Source organism: Achromobacter aegrifaciens (genome assembly GCF_902859735.1).
Taxonomy (GTDB): Bacteria; Pseudomonadota; Gammaproteobacteria; order Burkholderiales; family Burkholderiaceae_B; genus Achromobacter; species Achromobacter aegrifaciens.
In genome coordinates this window covers 1,020,348-1,036,719 of the sequence record NZ_CADIJY010000001.1, presented here as the reverse complement: position 1 = coordinate 1,036,719, position 16,372 = coordinate 1,020,348, and the positions used below count along the sequence as shown (strand labels likewise).

The following is a 16,372-nucleotide window of genomic DNA, read 5'->3' as shown; positions in this document are numbered from 1 at the left end:
GCATGACCTCCGTTTCCACACCTTTCCGGACTGCGGCATCGGCCCTGGCCAATGACATCCGCGCAGACATCATCACGGGCAACCTGCCCCCGGGGGCACGCCTGCGCATCAAGGATCTCTGCGAACGCTACGACAGCGGCGCGATCCCGCTGCGAGAGGCGCTTTCGCGCCTGGCCACCAGCGGATTCGTGGTCGCGGAAGACCAGCGCGGCTTCCGCGTGGCGGACGTGTCGGCGGAAGAACTGCTGGACATCACCGAAACCCGGATCCACATCGAATGCGAAGCGCTGCGCCGCGCTATCGCGCTCGGCAGTCTGGACTGGGAAGAGCGGCTGGCCGGCGCGCACTACCGTCTGAGCCGCCTGCCCCTGCACGCTACGGACGGCTCCGGCTTGTCGGCTGAATGGGAACAAGCGCATTCCGCTTTCCATTCGGCGCTGATCAGCGGCAGCGATTCAAAGTCGCTCATCGCCATCGCCGAGCTGCTGCGCGACCAGACCGCGCGCTACCGCTACCTGTCGGTGCAGCTGAATTCCGGGACCAAAGCCGCCTCCGGCTCGAAAAAGGGCAAGGAACGCAACGTCGCCGACGAACACCGCAAGCTGCTGGAAGCCGCGCTTGCCCGCGACGCCGATACCGCCGCCAAATTGCTGGCCCAGCACCTGCGCCAGACCACGCAGCTGGTGCTGGCCCAAATCCCCAGCCATTAGAAATCTCCCCGCCTAGCGCCGGGCTGTCGGTCTTCCCAGGGAGCCGCCTCGCTACTCACGTCAAAATCACAACCTACCAAAAGTAAGTTACTATTGGTAGGTTAATTATTTTGATGGAGTGTGGACGCCATGCATGCGCTAATCGTTGTTGCACATCCCGATCCCGCGTCGCTGACCCACGCGGTGGCGCGACAGGTCGCTGAAGGAATTTCCGCTGCCGATGCCGGGCATACGTTCGAAGTCGCAGACCTGGCCGCCGAAGGCTTTGACCCTAGGTTCACCCAGCCGGACGTCGCGCTGGCCATGGGCAAGGGGGAGCCCCTGCCGGAAGTCGCCGCGGAACATGCGCGGCTTGAACGCGCCGATGCTCTGGTGCTGGTCTACCCCGTGTACTGGTGGTCCTTCCCGGGCTTGCTCAAGGGCTGGATCGACCGGGTGTTCACCCAAGGCTGGGCCTACGAAGATGCGGACGGCAAGCTGGTCAAGAAGCTGCAACGCCTCAACGTGCATCTGGTCGCTCTGGGCGGCGCCAACCAGCGCACCTATGCGCGGCACGGCTACTTCGGCGCCATGAAGACGCAGATCGACCACGGCATCTTCGGCTACTGCGGCGCCAACGTCGCCACCTCGGAATTGCTGCTGCCCTCCGACGCGGGCTTTCCCGCCGCCCATCTCGACGCCGCCCGGACGATAGGCCAGAAGATTTTCTCCTCGCGTGCTGTAATCCACGAGGAGGAAGTCCAACAATCATGACCGCAAAGATGCCAAGCCCCGCCAGAGCCAACCCGCAGCGCCGCCTGTCGCGAGACGATCGCCAACGCCAGTTGCTGGACGTCGCCTGGAAGCTGATCAGCGACGAAGGCACGGACGCCCTGACCCTGGGACGGCTGGCCACGGAAGCCGGCATCACCAAGCCCGTGGCCTATGACCACTTCGGCACGCGCAACGGGCTGCTGGTGGCGCTGTACCAGGACTTCGACGTCCGCCAGACCGCGCTCATCGACGCCGCGATCGCCGCCAGCAAGCCGGCCTTGAAGGAAAAGGCCCGGGTCATCGCAGCGGGCTACATCGAATGCGTCATGACGCAGGGCCGCGAGATTCCCGGCGTGCTGGCCGCGCTGGGCGGCTCCCCGGAACTGACTGCAGTAAAGCACCAATACCAGCAGGCCTTCATCAAGAAATGCCAATCCATACTTGCGCCGTACGCCGGACCCACGGGAATATCGCCGGCCAGCATGTGGGCGATGCTGGGCGCGGCTGACGGCCTGGCGCACGCGGCCGTGGCTCAGGACATCAGCGTGGATCAGGCGCGCGACGAGTTGATGGATACCATCATGGCGATGGTCAAACGCAGCAAGTGAATCAGCGCAGCGGCATCGCCACCGGACGCAGCGGCGCCGCATCGCCGCCGCGGATCTTCAGCGGCCCGCCGATGAAGGCGAATTCATAGACCTGGTCGCGCGACAGCTCGTCCAGCGCCGCCAGCTCGATGATGGGCACGCCCTTCTGCGCCAGCAAATAGGTATGCAACGGCACATAGTCGTCGGACACCTCTGAAGGGAAGGTCTCGAAACTGAGGTTGTCCGCCCCCAGAATCATGGCGCCGCCCTCCTCGACCAGATAACGCGCCGCGTCCAGGCCCATGCCCGGCGGCTTGGCCATGTAGGCCGCCGGATCGTTGTACAGCTTCATGCGGCCAGTGCGGATCAGGACGATGTCGCCTTCGCGCAGCTCGGTCTTCTGGCGCGCCAGCGCGGCTTTCAAGTCCTGCCGGGTAATGCGGTACTGATCGGGAAGCATCTCCACGCCCTTGAGCGCGGCCACATCGATCAGCACGCCACGCGCCACCAGCGGCGGGAATTTCTCGATGCCCGTGCGCTTCCAGCCGCGGTCGCCCAGATGCTCGTCGGCCCGGAAGCCGTTCCAGATCTTGCCATGGATGCCGAAGTGGTTGAGCGCATCGATATGCGTGCCGGTGTGGCTGTACATCGAGAACGCCGTGCCGGTATAGCTGCGCATGGCGTTCATGTCGCGGCCCACGCCCATGGGATCGTCGACTTCGGTGCCGCGCGGCGTGTGCGTCATCCAGAACTGGTAGTGCGGATCGCCCGCGTCCTGCCAGCTGGGCATGCCCACGTAGTATTCCGTGGCCAGGTCATAGACCTTGCCGCCAGCCACGCGCGACATTACCGCGGCGCGCGATTCGGGCGTGATCAGGTTGAGGCGGCCGATCTCATCGTCCGGTCCCCAGGGGCTGATGCCCACCTCCTGTCCGGAGGCCGGCGCCCGGGCGGGCGCGCCGTGCGCGAGCACGTTAAAGCTGAGGGCGGCACCCAGCGCCAGGCCGAGCAATTTTTGGGTGTAGCGGATAGTCATGATGCACCTTGTGCGTGTGGCTTCCGTCCCGCGGACGGAAAAATGGAAAGAAGGAAAACGTGGGCGATGCCCCGATACCCGGCGATCAGGCCTCGACCGCGGCGGGCATCAGCGCCCGCAGCCTGTCCCGCAGATCGGCCGTGGACATGGTGTGCAGACGGGCCCGGTGCGGCCCCACTATCAACGTGGGTATGGAGTCGATGGCCAGCCGCGCGGCGGCGGCGCGATCGGCCTGCACGCGTAGCAGGGCTTCGTCGCCCTGCATGAGGGCGGCGAATTCGGCCCGGTCATGGCCCAGCCCTGCTGCGATGTCCAACAGCACGGCGTGATCGCCGACATTACGATGCTCGCTCAGGTGGGCATGCTGAATCGCGTCGAACATGTCCCAATGGCCCGCGTCGCCGGCCAGCAGATGCGCGGCCTGGCAAGCCAGCGCGCCGGCCATCCCGCTGGGGTAATCGAATGATTCGGCGCGCATGCCCTCGACGTCGATGCGGGGTTGGTCCTCATGGCGGGCGCAGGCTTCCCAATGGCCCAGGATCACCTGCTTGGCGCGCGGCATCGAGCCGAACACCTGGCACATCTGTTCAGGCGATTCCTGCAGCACGAAGCTGCGCTGGCGCACGGCAATGCCCAGTTCGGCCGCGACCTGGCGCAGGCGGGGAGACATGACATAGCACCAGCCGCAAACCACGTCATGGAAGAAGTCCACGGTCAGCGGCGCGGCGGGTGCGTAATTGGAGGTCGAAGTCATGATGGCGTCCATCTCGTTTCAATGGACGCCAGCTTAAGGACGGGCCGGCGCGAGAATAAGGGGTCCGCCGGCAGGACTTTATTCGCTGCGCGTCAACAATCGCCGCGCATGGCCGCCGGCAGATGGTCCGCCATGAAATCCACAAAGGCCTTGACCTTGGGCTGCAAGTGGCGGCTGGTCGGATAGACCGCGTAGACATGGCGAGGCGCGGCGGGCTGTTGGGGTAAAACGCGCACCAGCCTGCCGCTGGCGATGGCGGGCGCGGCCAGGAACGACGGCAAGGCGCCTATGCCCAGCCCCTCTTCCAGCAGGTCCCGCAGCATCAGGCTGTTGTTGACCTGCACCAGCGCGGGTCCGGCCAACGGATCCGCCTGCTGGCCTGCATCCTCGTCCGCAACCGCGCCAGGGCTTTCGGCCAAGGTATAGCTGAGGATGTCATGCCCGCGCAGCGCGTCCACGCTTTCCGGAGTGCCGCGGCTGTCGAGGTAGGACGGCGCCGCGCACAGCACCTGCGTCAGCGACGCCAGCCGGCGCGCAATCAGCGAAGAATCGTCCAGTTGCGCGCGCAGCCGTATGGACACGTCAAAGCCCTGTCCCACCGCATCGACCAGCCGGTCTTCCATCGCCAGGTCCAGGCGCAGTTCCGGATATTGGCGCAGAAAGCGCGCCAGCAGCGGCGTCAGCACGCTCAAGGCAAACGAGACCGGCGCGTTCACGCGCAGCCGCCCCGACACCAGGCGAGACTCGCGCCTGACGGATTTTTCCAGGGCGTCCAGTTCGTCCAGCAGCCGGCAGCATTCGGCGTAATAGGCCGCGCCCGTGTCGGTCAGGCTCATCTTGCGGGTGGTCCGCTGGATGAGCACGGCCCCCAGGTGGGCTTCCAGCGCCCGCAACTGCTTGCTGAGCCCGGCGGACGACATATCCAGCGCCTCGGCCGCCTTGGCCAGGCTGCCCAGTTCGACGATGCGCCGGAAGGCGCGCATGTAGTTGAAGGTGTCCACCTGCGTTCAACCGCCGTCCGGCCGCGCCGCCTCGACCAGGTTGTCGCGCAGCGCGACAACCTGCTCCCTCAACGCCGCGAACTGATCGCCCGTGAGACCGCAAGCATCGCTCAGGTTGATGCTTGCGGTCTTCTCGCGCAAGCGCCGCCCTTCGTCGGTCACGCGCACCCGGACCAGCCGCTCGTCCACCGAGTCGCGCACGCGTTCCAGATAGCCCATGCCTTCGAGCTTCTTGAGTATCGGCGTGAGGGTGTTGGATTCAAGAAAGAGCTTTTCGCCCAGGCTGCCGACCGTCTGATCGTCCTCTTCGAAAAGGGCAATCATCGTCACGTACTGCGTGTAGGTGAGCCCGAGCGCGTCGAGGATGGGGCGGTACACGCGGCCGAATGCCAGGTTGGTCGAATAAACCGCGAAACAGAGGAATTCCGCCAGCTTTCTCTGGGACGGATCGTTTGGGGTCTTGGACTTCATGTGCACCTCGGTATCTGGTCTGCCTGATGGCGCCACTTTACATCGCATGCGATGCAGTCGTAAACGATTTGATACGAATTTCCTCGCTTCCGCCTCTTGACGCCGGGACTCGCGCTTCTTACCATGCGCTTCAATCGCATTCGATTTAATCGAATCCGATTTAAATTCCAACTGACAAGGAAGTTCCCCATGCCCGCCCGTATCCAGAAAGTCCTTTTGACCGGCAAGACCCATACGACCCTCTCTCGCAACTATGTCTCGCAGGGCGGCGAGGAACGGCTCGATATCCGTCTTTCGACTCCCAACAACCCGGGCCTGGTCCAGGCTTTCGAAGACATCCAGCCGCATCCGACCGCCGAGCAGCTTTTCGCGGGCGCCTGGTCCGCCTGCTACACCAGTGCGCTGGACGTCATTGCCAAACAGATGAAGGTGCAACTGCCGAACGATCGCGCGGTGGACGTGGAAGTGGATCTGGGCATGGCGGGCAGCGCCTACCTGCTCCAAGCCCGCTTCAACGTGTTCCTGCCCGGACTGGACCAGGCGCTGGCCGAGCAGATTGCCCACGCGGCCGATGAAATCTGCCCGTACTCGAAAGCCACGCGGGGCAACATCGATGTGACCCTCAACGTCCATGCGGCCTGAAGGGGAACCGACATGCGCAAGCTCCTGCTCGTACTCATCCTGTTTGCCGGCGGGCTGGCGCATGAGCTGCGCAACCCGCTGAGCTGCCAGACCATCACGGCGCGCAACGACAGCGGCGCGCGCCGGCAAAAGCGCGAGTCCTGACTCTCGCTCCCCTCTCTCCTTGCGTCGCGGTGCCTACCCATGCTGATCATTCTTGTAGCTTTTCTTGGCGGCGTTCTCACCATCGTGAGCCCCTGCATCCTGCCCATCCTGCCCTTCGTGTTCGCACGCGGATCAGGTTCATTCCGGACCCATGCCTTGCCGCTGCTCGCGAGCATGGCGGTCGCGTTCGCGGCGGTCGCCAGCCTGGCGGCGTTCGGCGGCGCCTGGGTCGTGACGCTCAATGAGGGCGCGCGCTGCACCGCGATGGCACTGTTGGCGCTCTTCGGACTTGCGTTGCTGCTGCCCGCCGTGGGCGACTGGATGAGCCGGCCGCTGGTTGCGCTGGGCAATCGCCTGGCAGGAGCGCCTCCCGGCTCGCCGCGCGCGGCCGGGCTGCTTTCCATCGGGCTGGGCCTGGGCACCGGCCTGCTATGGGCGCCGTGCGCCGGCCCCATCCTGGGACTGCTGCTTACCAGCGCGGCGCTCAACGGCGCGAACATCCAGACTTCCTTGCTGCTGCTGTCATTCGCCTGCGGCGCGGCGGTGGCGCTGGCCGCGGCGCTCTGGCTCGGACGCGGCATGGCCGCGACGTTGCACCGCTTCCTGCCTGCGGCCCAAGGCCTGCGCAGGGTGGCCGGCGCCGCCGTCATGGCCGCAGTTGCCGTGTCCGCGCTCGGATGGAACCCGGCGCTTCTCTCCAGCGCCTCTGCCTCGGGCGCAGCGCGGCTGGAGCAGCAATTGGTCGAACAGCTACGCCCGAACAATCCGGCCAAGACGTTCGCAGCCGCGAACGGTCCGCTGGCATCCCTGCAGGATGCCAACGGCTGGCTGAATTCCGGACCGTTGGGCGCCGCCGATCTCGATGGCAAGATCGTGCTGGTCGACTTCTGGACCTATTCCTGCATCAACTGCCTGCGCACGCTCCCCTATCTGAAGGCCTGGCACGACAAGTACAAGGATGCCGGGTTGGAAGTGATAGGCGTGCATTCGCCTGAATTCGCATTCGAGAAGAGCGCCTCCAATGTACGCCGGGCGGTCGCGGACCTGGGCATTCAGTACCCCGTCGCCCTGGACAACGGGTTCCGGATTTGGCGAGCGTTCCGCAATCAGTCCTGGCCCGCCTTCTATCTGCTCGATGGCCAGGGCCGCGTGCGGTACACGGTCGCGGGCGAGCACGATTACCAGCAGACGGAACGCGTGATCCAGCGCCTGCTTGCGGAAGCGGGCCGGACGCTGCCCGACGCCGATGCCGCCCGGCCCGCGGCGCGCGGCGTGGAAGCGCCGCCGCAGTGGTCGACGCTGCGTTCGGGCGAAAGCTACCTGGGCTATGGCAAGGCCACGAGCTACGCGCCGGGCGGCACGCCGATCAGGCAGCATAAGGACGCGGTCTACCAGCCCGCGGGCGAACTGGGCGCCAACCAATGGACGCTGGCCGGATCATGGCGGCTGGAACCGGAACTTGCGGTGGCCACAGGCGCCAACGGCCGCGTCATCCAGCGCTTTCATGCGCGCGACCTGCACATGGTGCTGGGCCCTGCGGCGGACGGCCGGCCGGTGCGATTCCGCGTCACGCTGGACGGCCGGCCGCCGCTGGCGGATCACGGGGCCGACATCAATGAGCAGGGAGAGGGCGTCATCGAGGGGCACAAGCTTTATCAGCTCGTGCGGCAACAGACGCCGGACCGCGACCGCGTCTTCCAGATCGAGTTCCTGGAGCCCGGCGTTGAAGCCTACGCCTTTACTTTCGGCTGATGGCGATCTGGGGTTGCTTCGGAACGCCCTGCAGCAACCCCTTGAATGTGTCCAGGAACGCCTGGGCGCGCGCGGAGACCACGCGCGTCTGAGAGAGCGCATACAGGGTCGTGGGAGGCAGTTCCCACTCCGGCAACACACGCTCCAGCGTGCGCCGCGCCCCCCTGTGGTCCAGCAGCAGATCACACGGCATCCATGCGATGCCCGCGCCTGCCATCGCCAGCTGCACATTGAGCAAGGCGCTCTCGGTCACCACCGTCGATGAAACCGGAATGCGGCGACTCTCGCCGTTTCGGCGCAGTTCCCAGTCCGTCTCGGTCGCGACCACAAGCAACTCATGGTTGTGCAAATCCGCCGGGTCCCTGGGGCGCCCCGCGGCGTTCAGGTAGGCGCGCGATGCGATCAGGACACGCCTGAGCTCCAGCACCGGACGCTGGATAAGCAAAGAATCGCGCTGAGGACCACCCCGGATCGACAATTCAAAAGGCATCGGATTGTGGCCCGTTTCCCCTCCCCCCACCACGATGTCGAGCCTGACCTTCGGATAATCCCGGCGCATCGCCGCGACCAGGATAGGCAGCAACGCAGTGAGACTGGAAGGAATCGAAACGCGCAGCGTTCCTTCGGGTCGGCCGACATACGATTGAATGACCTCGTGCGCATTGAGCGCGGCCTCGACGTGGCCGACGCATTCCTCGAAATAGCGGACACCGGCCGTCGTGGTGGACACCTTGCGCGTCGTGCGTACCAATAGCTGAGCGCCCAGCTGGCTCTCCAGTATCGACAGCCGCCTGGACACCGTGGAAACAGGCATGTCCAGCATCGCAGCGGCGGATGTGAATCCGCCGTGCTTGACCACTTCCACGAAGATGAGAATGTCCTGCAGGGATATTCCGCGATTTTCCATGAGCGTCCTCGGCGGCCCTTGATTCGAACAGCCCGACGCGCTTCCCCGGTTCGATCCCGCCCACCTTGCGCCGCAGCTCTTTGCAGCTGCTGTCATGCTGCGGGGCGAGTGAGCCAATTCTGGAAGCGCGTCGGTCCGATGTGCGCATGCGCGCCCGCGACCAGCGAACGGTCGTCCAGCTCGCTGCCGTAGTAGCGCGCGTGCACGTCGGCAACAACGGTGCGGGCATCGCCGCGCGCAGCCAGGAACTTGCGGCCCAGCTCGTCAAGAGGAAAGCGGTCCGGCCCTCCCACTTCGACCGTGCCATTTACCGGAGTCGCGACGGCCAGGTCGGCCAGCACCGCCGATACGTCGTCGGCCGCGATGGGCTGGATCAGGGCGGGAGACAGCCGGATCATGCCATTTTGCGCACCCGCGCTCACGATGCCCTCTACGAACTGGAAGAACTGGGTTGCGCGCAGGATGGTGTAGGGAATCTTCGATTCCCGGATCAGCTTTTCCTGGGCCACCTTGGCGCGCATGTAGCCGCTGTCCGGCAATCGCTCAGCGCCGACCACGGATAGCGCCAGGTAATGTTCCACGCCAGCCCGGGTTGCCGCCGCCAACAGATTGCGCCCAGCGGTTTCGAAGAACGCCATCACTGCCTGATCCTCGAACGACGGAGAATTGGACACGTCCAGCACTGCCTGCGCCCCGGCCAGGGCCTCGGCCAATCCCGCGCCGGTCAAGGTGTCCACGCCCGTCCTGGGCGATGCCGCAACGGTTTCATGACCGTTTGCGCGCAGCCGTTGCACCACATTCGACCCGATCAGGCCGGTACCGCCGATAACCACGATTTTCATGTTCCGCTCCTTGCTTGATTGCCGTCCCGTCGCACATTCCGACCGGGTGCTTGCAGTATGCTTAGCACCCGGGCGGAAGGCTTTGCGGCCGCCTTGTTTTTCCCTTGGATTTGGCTTGCGCATTCGTCCAGCCGACTGACCTGAAGCCAGGCGCACAAGAACGGCACAAGGAGTACGGAATGCAATTCTCTTTTGACAACTGCGTGCTGGACCTGGACCGGCGCGAGCTGCTGCGCGCGTCCAGCGCCGTTGCCACGGCGCCCAAGGTTTTCGACGTACTCGCGTACCTGATGGAGCACCGCGACCGCGTCGTCAGCCGCGACGACCTGGTCAACGCCGTGTGGCAAGGCCGGATCGTGTCGGAGTCGACCTTGGCCACCCACATCAACGCGGTGCGCAAGGCTGTGGGCGACGACGGGCAACAACAGCGCGTGATTCGGACCGTCGCCCGCAAGGGCTTTCGCTTCGTCGCGGCAGTGACAAGCGAACAAGCGCCGCAGGCCGCAAGCCTTCCGACGGCTTCCGCCTCCGCGAGCCAGCCGGTAATGCACGCCACGCCTGCTGGAGTTTCCGCTTCCGCGCCGGCGGTTCTCGCCAAGCCCTCCATCGCCGTGCTGCCGTTCGTCAATCTCAGCGGCGACCCGGAACAGGACTATCTGTCGGACGGCGTGATCGAGGACATCATCTCGGCCTTGTCCCAATACCGCTGGCTTTTCGTCGTCGCCAGGAACTCGAGCTTCGCGTACAAGGGGCACGGCGTGGACGCCAAACAGGTGGGCCGCGAACTGGGGGTACGCTATGTGCTGGAAGGCAGCTGGCGCAAGTCGGCAAACCGCGTGCGCACCTCGGCGCAACTGATCGACGCGACCACGGGAATACTGCATTGGGCGGGCCGCTTCGAGGGCGTGCTGGGGGACATCTTCGAACTGCAGGACCAGATCACCGAAAGCGTGGTGGGCGCCATCGCGCCGCAGCTGGAGCGGGCCGAGATCGACCGCGCCCAGCGCAAGCCTACCGGCAACCTGGACGCCTACGACTACTATCTGCGCGGCATGACCAAACTGCACCAGGGCACCCGCGAATCCGTCGACCAGGCGCTGCAACTCTTCCATACCGCTATCGCGACCGATCCGGATTACGCGTCGGCGTATGCAATGGCGGCGTGGTGCCACTGCTGGCGCAGGGTCAACAACTGGATGACGGATGTCGGGAAGGAGACCGCGGAGGGTATACGCCTGGGTCGCAAGGCCGTCGACCTGGGGCCGGACGACGCGGTTGCGCTGACTCGGGGCGGCCACGCGCTGGGCCAGCTGGGCGGGGACACCTCGGGCGCCATCGCGCTGCTCGACAAGGCGCTCAGCCTCAATCCGAATCTGGCCGCGGCGTGGTTCCTGGGTGCGTTCCTCAGGCTTTGGCGGGGAGAAGTCGAGGACGCCGTGGAGTTCTTGAAGCATGCGATGCGGCTCAGTCCCCGTGACCCGGAGCTCTACCGCATGCAGGCAGGCATGGCCACCGCGCATCTCTTCCTGAAGGATTTTGACGCGGCGGCGTCATGGGCGGAGAAGGCCTACCAGAACCTGCCGAGCTTCCAGATGGCGGTCGCGATAGGCGCGGCCAGCCACGCGTTGGCCGGACGGACGACGGACGCGCAACGCGGGCTGCAGAACCTGCGGCAGCTCAATCCCAGCCTGCGTCTGTCCACGCTTGCGGAATGGGTGCCCATCTGCGCGCCGCAGCATCTCGCAACGTTGACGGAAGGCCTGCGCGCGGCGGGCCTGCCGCAATAGCGGCGGCCGTCCCCCTCGATTCCATCAGTCATCGACCAGGATTTCGGGCGTGACCGACATGCCCACCTTCAGATTGGCGGCTGCAGGCTGATCCGCATTGATGCGAATCCGCACCGGCAGCCGCTGGACGATCTTGGTGAAGTTGCCGGTGGCATTGTGCGGCGCGACTGCGGAATAGCTCACGCCGCTGGCGGGCCCCAGGCTTTCCACCGTTCCCGCCAGCACCTCGCCCGCCAGCGCATCGACCTCGATAGCCACCGCCTGGCCCGGCCGCACGCGCGCCAGCTGCGTTTCCCGGAAGTTTGCCGACACATAGACAGCGTCCAGCGGGACTATCGCGAGCAAAGGCTTGCCGACGGTGACGAAGGCGCCGACACGCACCGATTTCTGCCCCACGGTGCCGTCCACGGGCGCGGTGATGCGGGTGTACGACAACTTGAGTTCCTCCGCGGCCTGCACCGCCTGCGCCTGGGCGAAGGCGGCGCGGGCCTTTTCCAGGTCCGCCTGCAGGACATCCACCTGCTGGCGGGCAGCCAGCAGGCTGGCCTGGGCCTTTTCCAGGCTGGCCTGTTGAACGCTGGCCTGCATTTCGGCCTGCTGGCGCGCCTGGACGGTTCCCGAGCCGTCCGTCGCCAGGTTCCGATAGCGCGTCTGGTTGGCACGGGCCAGCTTCAGCGCGGCCTCGTCCACCGCCACCGCCGCCTGCGCCTGGCGGATGGAGGACTCCTGCTGGACCAGCCGGGCTTGCAGGCCGGCGACGCTGGCCTGGGCGCTGGCCGCCTGGGCCCGGGCGGCATTGGCGGCGGCGACGAAATCACGGTCGTCCACGGTGGCGAGCAGTTGCCCCTGCCTGACGGGCTGGTTGTCCTCGACCAGCACCTTGTCGATCCGGCCCGCGACCTGCGGCGCCACCATCGTGAAATCCGCGTGCACGTAGGCGTCGTCGGTGGACTGGGTGGATGCCCGGGATTCGGAACGGTTGAGATACAGGCCGCCGCCGATCAGCAGCATGAGCAGCAGCGCCGTGGTCGTGATCTTTGCTTTCTTCGGTAATGCCATGATGGACTATCCCTGAATGGAAGATGGAACTGTGGAAGGACGCGAGACCGGGCGCAGATCGGGAGGGGGGATGTAGTTCAGCCTCAACACGATGGGAATCAGCAGCAACGCCAGGACGCCCAATACGCGGTAGGCATCGGCGATCGACAGCACCAGCGACTGCTGGCTGACGATGCGCATGAGCTGCCCGGGCTCCAGGCTGTCCGGGACGTAGTTGCCGACCAGCGCCGCCTGGCCCAGCAACATTTCCGCATGGAAGCGGCCGCGCACGGTCAACAGCTGCCCGACCACGGCGGCGCCCAGCACCGAGCCCAGCGCGCGCAGCGTATTGATTGCCCCCGAGACATAAGGCCCTTCGTGCGGTTGCACCACGCTGGTGATCAGGAACAGCATGGACACCACGGCCATGGGCTGCCCCATGGCTTGCAATGCCTGTGCCAGCACGAACTGCTCGCGGTTCCATGTGACCGTCAACTGCGCGCCTGCCAGGCAGGCGAGCGCGATCAGGACCAGCCCCGCCGAAAACACCATCCGCGCATCCACCCATTTCCGATACAGCAGCAACGCCACCGCAAAGCCCAGGACCAACTGCGGCAGCGCCACGATCAGCCCGATGGATGCCATTTGCGCGGGTCTGTAGTCCTGGATCGGCGCCAGATAGCCGGCCGGCAGCAATGAGCCGGACAACAGCACCACCAGCAGGAAAACGAACAGCGTGAAACCCAACACCAGATTCCGGCGACCCAGAACCTGCAGCTTGATGAACGGCATGGGGTGATACCACTCCGTCAGCAGATAGACGACCAAAAGAATCACGCCCGCTGCCAGCGCAAAGGTGACCAGGGGCGAGTTGAACCAGTCCAGCCGGACGCCCTGGTCCAGCGCGACGGCGATCAATCCGAACGCCGGCACGCCGCAAGCCATGCCGAACCAATTGGCCCGACGAAAGCGCCCTGCGTCCACAGGCTCGCGGTGCAGCCCCCAGCCGACCAGCGCCGCGGCGATCACGGCCAGGGGGATGATCTGCCAATACACCCAACGCCAGTCGAAGAGCGCGTCGGTCCACAGGCCGGCCAGCCAGATGGAGAGATTGGGGGCAAAAGTGGCGGTCATCGCATACAACGCCAGGCCGTACAGCCTGATGGGCGGCGGCAGGAACTTCAGCGCCGCCATCATCAACAGGGGAATCGTGGTGCCGCTGGCGAGACCCTGCAGGAACCGCAGGGCCAGCAGCAGATGCAGGTCCTGGACAGCAGGCAGGACCAAGGCCAGCGTCGTGCACGTGCCCAGCATCCAGAGTTCGAAGCGGCGCACCGACAGCGTGATGGCGAACCACGCCGCGAACGGCATGGCAATCAGTTCTCCCGCACTGTATGCCGTCGTGAGCCAGGAACCCCCGTCAAAGCCGGCGCCCAGCGCGCCGCGCAGGTCCGCCAGCGCCAATGCGCCGACACGGTTGTTCAAGCCAGCCATCATGGCCGCGAGAAAGATGCCCAGAAGTCCGGCCATGGCGCGCATCGAAGGCTTGGGCTGGCCGTGCGCCGCTTGAGCGGATGGCGTGGCGCTCATGGCGTGGCCTGCGCTTGCGAATTCCAGCCGCCGCCCAGCGACTTGTACAGATTGACCACCGTAAGCGTGCCGTCGGTGGCGCTGGCGTTCAGACGGGTCTGGCTGGCAAGCAGGTTGCGCTGCGCGGTGAGCACGGTGAGATAGTCGGACGCCCCCTGTTCATAGCCGCGCTCGGCGGCCCGCAGCGCCTGCAGGTTCTGCTCATACGACACCAGCAGTTCATCGTGTTCGCGTTGCTGCTCGGCCCAGGCATCCAGTGCATTGTCCACCTCATGCCAGGCCTGCAGGACCGTCTGCCTGTAGGCCAGCGCCGCCGCCTTCTGCCGCGCTTCGTTGAGCGCCAGGCGCTGCACCAGCCTGCCGCCCTGGAAAATGGGCAGGTAGACCGTCGGGCCGATCGAGAAAAAACGGGAGTCCCAGCTGGCCAGGTCGCTGCCATCGAACGCTTCCACTCCAAGTTGGCCGACCAGGGCGATGCGCGGATAGAAGTCGGCCTTGGCCACTCCTATCGCCGCCGTGGCGGCATGGAGCCGGGCCTCGGCGCGCTGGATGTCAGGCCGCCTGTGCGCCAGCTGCGAAGACACGCCGACTGGCACGCTGGCGGGCAAGGAGGGCAGCGGCATCGTGCCGCGCAACGTTTCGTCCAATGCGCGCGGCCGCTCACCCAGTAGCAGCGCCAACGCATTCAGCAGCGCGTTGCGGCGCTTGTTCAGCTCGGGCAACAAGGCCCGCACCGTCGCCAGCTGCGCGCGGGCCGTGGCGGTTTCGAAACGGGTGGCCACGCCATTGCGTTCCCGGCTCTGCGTCAAGCCCAGAACCCGCTCGGCGACCGCCAGGTTCTGCCGGGCGATGTCGAGCTGGGCCTGGGTGCCGCGCAGTTGCAGGTATGCGCGGGCCACCTCGGCCGCCAACGCCACCTTTGCGGCCTCGCGGTCGTACACGGTGGCTTCCAGGGAAGCCTCGGCGCCTTCGCGCAGGCGCCGGGCGCGGCCCCACAGGTCTATCTCCCATCTGGCGTTGAACCCCAGCCGCCAGAAGTCGTCGGGGGTGCTGGACGCGCCCAACGCGACGAACTTGCCGTTTTCGCTGAGCGCTTCGCGCGCATAACTGGCGCCCGCGTCCAAGCTGGGCAAGAGTTCCGACGAGGCGATCCCCAACTGCGCCCGGCTTTGTTCGATGCGCGCGGCGGCCATCTGCAGATCGAGGTTGCCGGCGGCGGCCTGGGCCTGAAGCCGGGCAAGCACGGGATCTTCGAACAGCAGCCACCATTGCACCGGCACCTCGGCGTCGGACAGCCGCGCGTGGCCGGCAGGCTCCTGCCTCGGCGCGAGATCCACCTCGGCCAGTCCATCGGCCGGCCGGACGAAGTCGGGCCCGACCGCGCAGCCCGCCAGCATCGCGGCGCACAACGCCGCGCTGGCGCAACGCCATAGCGGCGAACGGATCGGTGTCAACATCACGGCAGTTCCTTGTAGGTGAGCAACGCATTCGTCGGGACAAGCGACGAGGCCAGTATGCTCAGCCCCTTACGGGAACGCTTCGCGTACACCTTGGATTTCCATTGAGTTTGGCTTGGGGATTCGTCCAATCCGCCCGCAATCCTGGACAACCGCTGTCGGCCCGAAGTTGTGTCTTTTCATTTCGGTTTTGGCTAGAGAACGGAACAAAGATCCGCTATGTCTCAGCAACGGCCCAAACCGGCTTGAGCTGGCGCCGAAAATTCGCGCCTGGGACAGCAACCGAAGAAGTTAGAAATAATGCGAAATAAATTGCACTGCCCCCTCCGCTAAGGTCGAGCTAGCCATTGACTTGGAGGAGAGCGAGCATGAAGGCCATCGGTTCTGCTGCGATTCTGTCCGCGACTATCGGCTTATCCCTGCCCGCCGCGGCCCCCGCTCAGGTCTACCAGAACGGGACCGCGACGGCGACTTTCAATGTTTCCCTGACGGTGCAGGCAAACTGCACGATTGCGGCCGATCCGCTGGTCTTTCCCTCTACCGGCCTCTTGAGCGCCGCGGTGAATCAGGAAACTACAGTCAGGGTCACCTGCACCAACACCACGCCCTACAACGTAGGCCTGGACGCCGGCACGGCGGCGGGCTCGACGATCGCGAATCGCCTGCTCGTGGGCACCGCGCCAGGCAACACCACCACCAGCGTGGGTTATCAGCTCTACCAGAATGCAGGCCGCACGACGATCTGGGGCAACACGCAAGGCACGGACACGGTGGGCGGCACCGGCACGGGCGCGGCCCAGACGCTGACCGTCTACGGCAGGGTGCCGCCCCAGGCCGCCCCCAAGCCGGATACGTACCAGTCGACGGTCACGGCCACCGTCTACTTCTGACCGCGGATCGA

General features: G+C 65.7%; 17 protein-coding genes. 8 read left to right on the top strand and 9 right to left on the bottom strand.

What is annotated here, in order from left to right; genetic code table 11:
* Positions 1–2 precede the first annotated feature (2 nt).
* The 3 genes from HV766_RS04675 (at position 3) to HV766_RS04665 (ending at position 2,071) form a co-directional block, all read left to right on the top strand.
* Entirely contained in the window at positions 3–710 is a 708-nt protein-coding gene (locus HV766_RS04675) for a GntR family transcriptional regulator (RefSeq protein WP_175180658.1), read from the top strand.
* 129 nt (positions 711–839) lie between these two features.
* Positions 840–1,463: an NAD(P)H-dependent oxidoreductase gene (locus HV766_RS04670; protein ID WP_119451884.1), complete on the top strand. Its 624-nt coding sequence runs from the start codon at positions 840–842 to the stop codon at positions 1,461–1,463.
* Positions 1,460–2,071, top strand: a complete 612-nt coding sequence (locus HV766_RS04665) for a TetR/AcrR family transcriptional regulator (protein WP_175180657.1) — start codon at positions 1,460–1,462, stop codon at positions 2,069–2,071. Before HV766_RS04670 ends, HV766_RS04665 begins: the two co-directional genes overlap by 4 nt.
* Position 2,072: 1 nt before the next feature.
* On the opposite strand, the gene HV766_RS04660 is transcribed toward HV766_RS04665, so the two are convergent.
* The 4 genes from HV766_RS04660 to HV766_RS04645 form a co-directional block, all read right to left on the bottom strand.
* Positions 2,073–3,086, bottom strand: coding sequence for a cyclase family protein (locus HV766_RS04660; RefSeq protein WP_175180656.1), 1,014 nt, complete (start codon positions 3,084–3,086; stop codon positions 2,073–2,075).
* Positions 3,087–3,171: 85 nt separating this feature from the next.
* Positions 3,172–3,852 carry a DsbA family oxidoreductase gene (locus tag HV766_RS04655; protein WP_217472146.1) on the bottom strand — a complete coding sequence of 227 codons (681 nt, stop codon included), beginning with the start codon at positions 3,850–3,852 and terminating at the stop codon, positions 3,172–3,174.
* Positions 3,853–3,932: 80 nt separating this feature from the next.
* The gene (locus tag HV766_RS04650) at positions 3,933–4,841 is read right to left on the bottom strand and encodes a LysR family transcriptional regulator (protein ID WP_054451853.1); all 909 of its coding nucleotides are present in this window, start codon (positions 4,839–4,841) and stop codon (positions 3,933–3,935) included.
* A 6-nt stretch (positions 4,842–4,847) separates the two neighbouring features.
* A complete protein-coding gene (locus tag HV766_RS04645; protein WP_175180654.1) occupies positions 4,848–5,312 on the bottom strand; it encodes a MarR family winged helix-turn-helix transcriptional regulator in 465 nt (154 codons plus the stop codon).
* A gap of 189 nt (positions 5,313–5,501) precedes the next feature.
* Here HV766_RS04645 and HV766_RS04640 point away from each other — a divergent pair, with 189 nt between their 5' ends.
* From HV766_RS04640 to HV766_RS04635, 3 genes are read left to right on the top strand one after another with little or no spacing between them, the layout of a single operon-like run.
* The gene (locus HV766_RS04640) at positions 5,502–5,954 is read left to right on the top strand and encodes an Ohr family peroxiredoxin (protein WP_054451855.1); all 453 of its coding nucleotides are present in this window, start codon (positions 5,502–5,504) and stop codon (positions 5,952–5,954) included.
* A 12-nt stretch (positions 5,955–5,966) separates the two neighbouring features.
* A complete protein-coding gene (locus HV766_RS30285) occupies positions 5,967–6,098 on the top strand; it encodes a hypothetical protein (RefSeq protein ID WP_255423697.1) in 132 nt (43 codons plus the stop codon).
* 39 nt (positions 6,099–6,137) lie between these two features.
* The gene (locus HV766_RS04635; protein ID WP_175180653.1) at positions 6,138–7,850 is read left to right on the top strand and encodes a redoxin domain-containing protein; all 1,713 of its coding nucleotides are present in this window, start codon (positions 6,138–6,140) and stop codon (positions 7,848–7,850) included.
* Here the strand turns inward: HV766_RS04635 and HV766_RS04630 are convergent.
* A complete protein-coding gene (locus HV766_RS04630; protein WP_175180652.1) occupies positions 7,837–8,757 on the bottom strand; it encodes a LysR family transcriptional regulator in 921 nt (306 codons plus the stop codon). The two genes, HV766_RS04635 and HV766_RS04630, sit on opposite strands and share 14 nt — an antisense overlap.
* A 92-nt stretch (positions 8,758–8,849) precedes the next feature.
* A complete protein-coding gene (locus tag HV766_RS04625) occupies positions 8,850–9,599 on the bottom strand; it encodes an SDR family oxidoreductase (RefSeq protein WP_054451858.1) in 750 nt (249 codons plus the stop codon).
* Positions 9,600–9,778: 179 nt separating this feature from the next.
* On the opposite strand from HV766_RS04625, the gene HV766_RS04620 reads away from it, so the two are divergent.
* The gene (locus HV766_RS04620; RefSeq protein WP_175180651.1) at positions 9,779–11,386 is read left to right on the top strand and encodes a winged helix-turn-helix domain-containing tetratricopeptide repeat protein; all 1,608 of its coding nucleotides are present in this window, start codon (positions 9,779–9,781) and stop codon (positions 11,384–11,386) included.
* Positions 11,387–11,410: 24 nt separating this feature from the next.
* Here HV766_RS04620 and HV766_RS04615 read toward each other — a convergent pair whose 3' ends face one another.
* The 3 genes from HV766_RS04615 to HV766_RS04605 are packed head-to-tail and all read right to left on the bottom strand — an operon-like array spanning position 11,411 to position 15,471.
* Positions 11,411–12,445: an HlyD family secretion protein gene (locus HV766_RS04615; protein ID WP_054451860.1), complete on the bottom strand. Its 1,035-nt coding sequence runs from the start codon at positions 12,443–12,445 to the stop codon at positions 11,411–11,413.
* 6 nt (positions 12,446–12,451) lie between these two features.
* The gene (locus tag HV766_RS04610) at positions 12,452–14,014 is read right to left on the bottom strand and encodes an MFS transporter (RefSeq protein ID WP_217472145.1); all 1,563 of its coding nucleotides are present in this window, start codon (positions 14,012–14,014) and stop codon (positions 12,452–12,454) included.
* Entirely contained in the window at positions 14,011–15,471 is a 1,461-nt protein-coding gene (locus tag HV766_RS04605) for an efflux transporter outer membrane subunit (RefSeq protein ID WP_175180650.1), read from the bottom strand. Before HV766_RS04605 ends, HV766_RS04610 begins: the two co-directional genes overlap by 4 nt.
* A gap of 368 nt (positions 15,472–15,839) precedes the next feature.
* Between HV766_RS04605 and HV766_RS04600 the strand changes: the two genes are divergently transcribed.
* Positions 15,840–16,361, top strand: a complete 522-nt coding sequence (locus HV766_RS04600) for a Csu type fimbrial protein (protein WP_054451863.1) — start codon at positions 15,840–15,842, stop codon at positions 16,359–16,361.
* Positions 16,362–16,372: the final 11 nt, after the last annotated feature.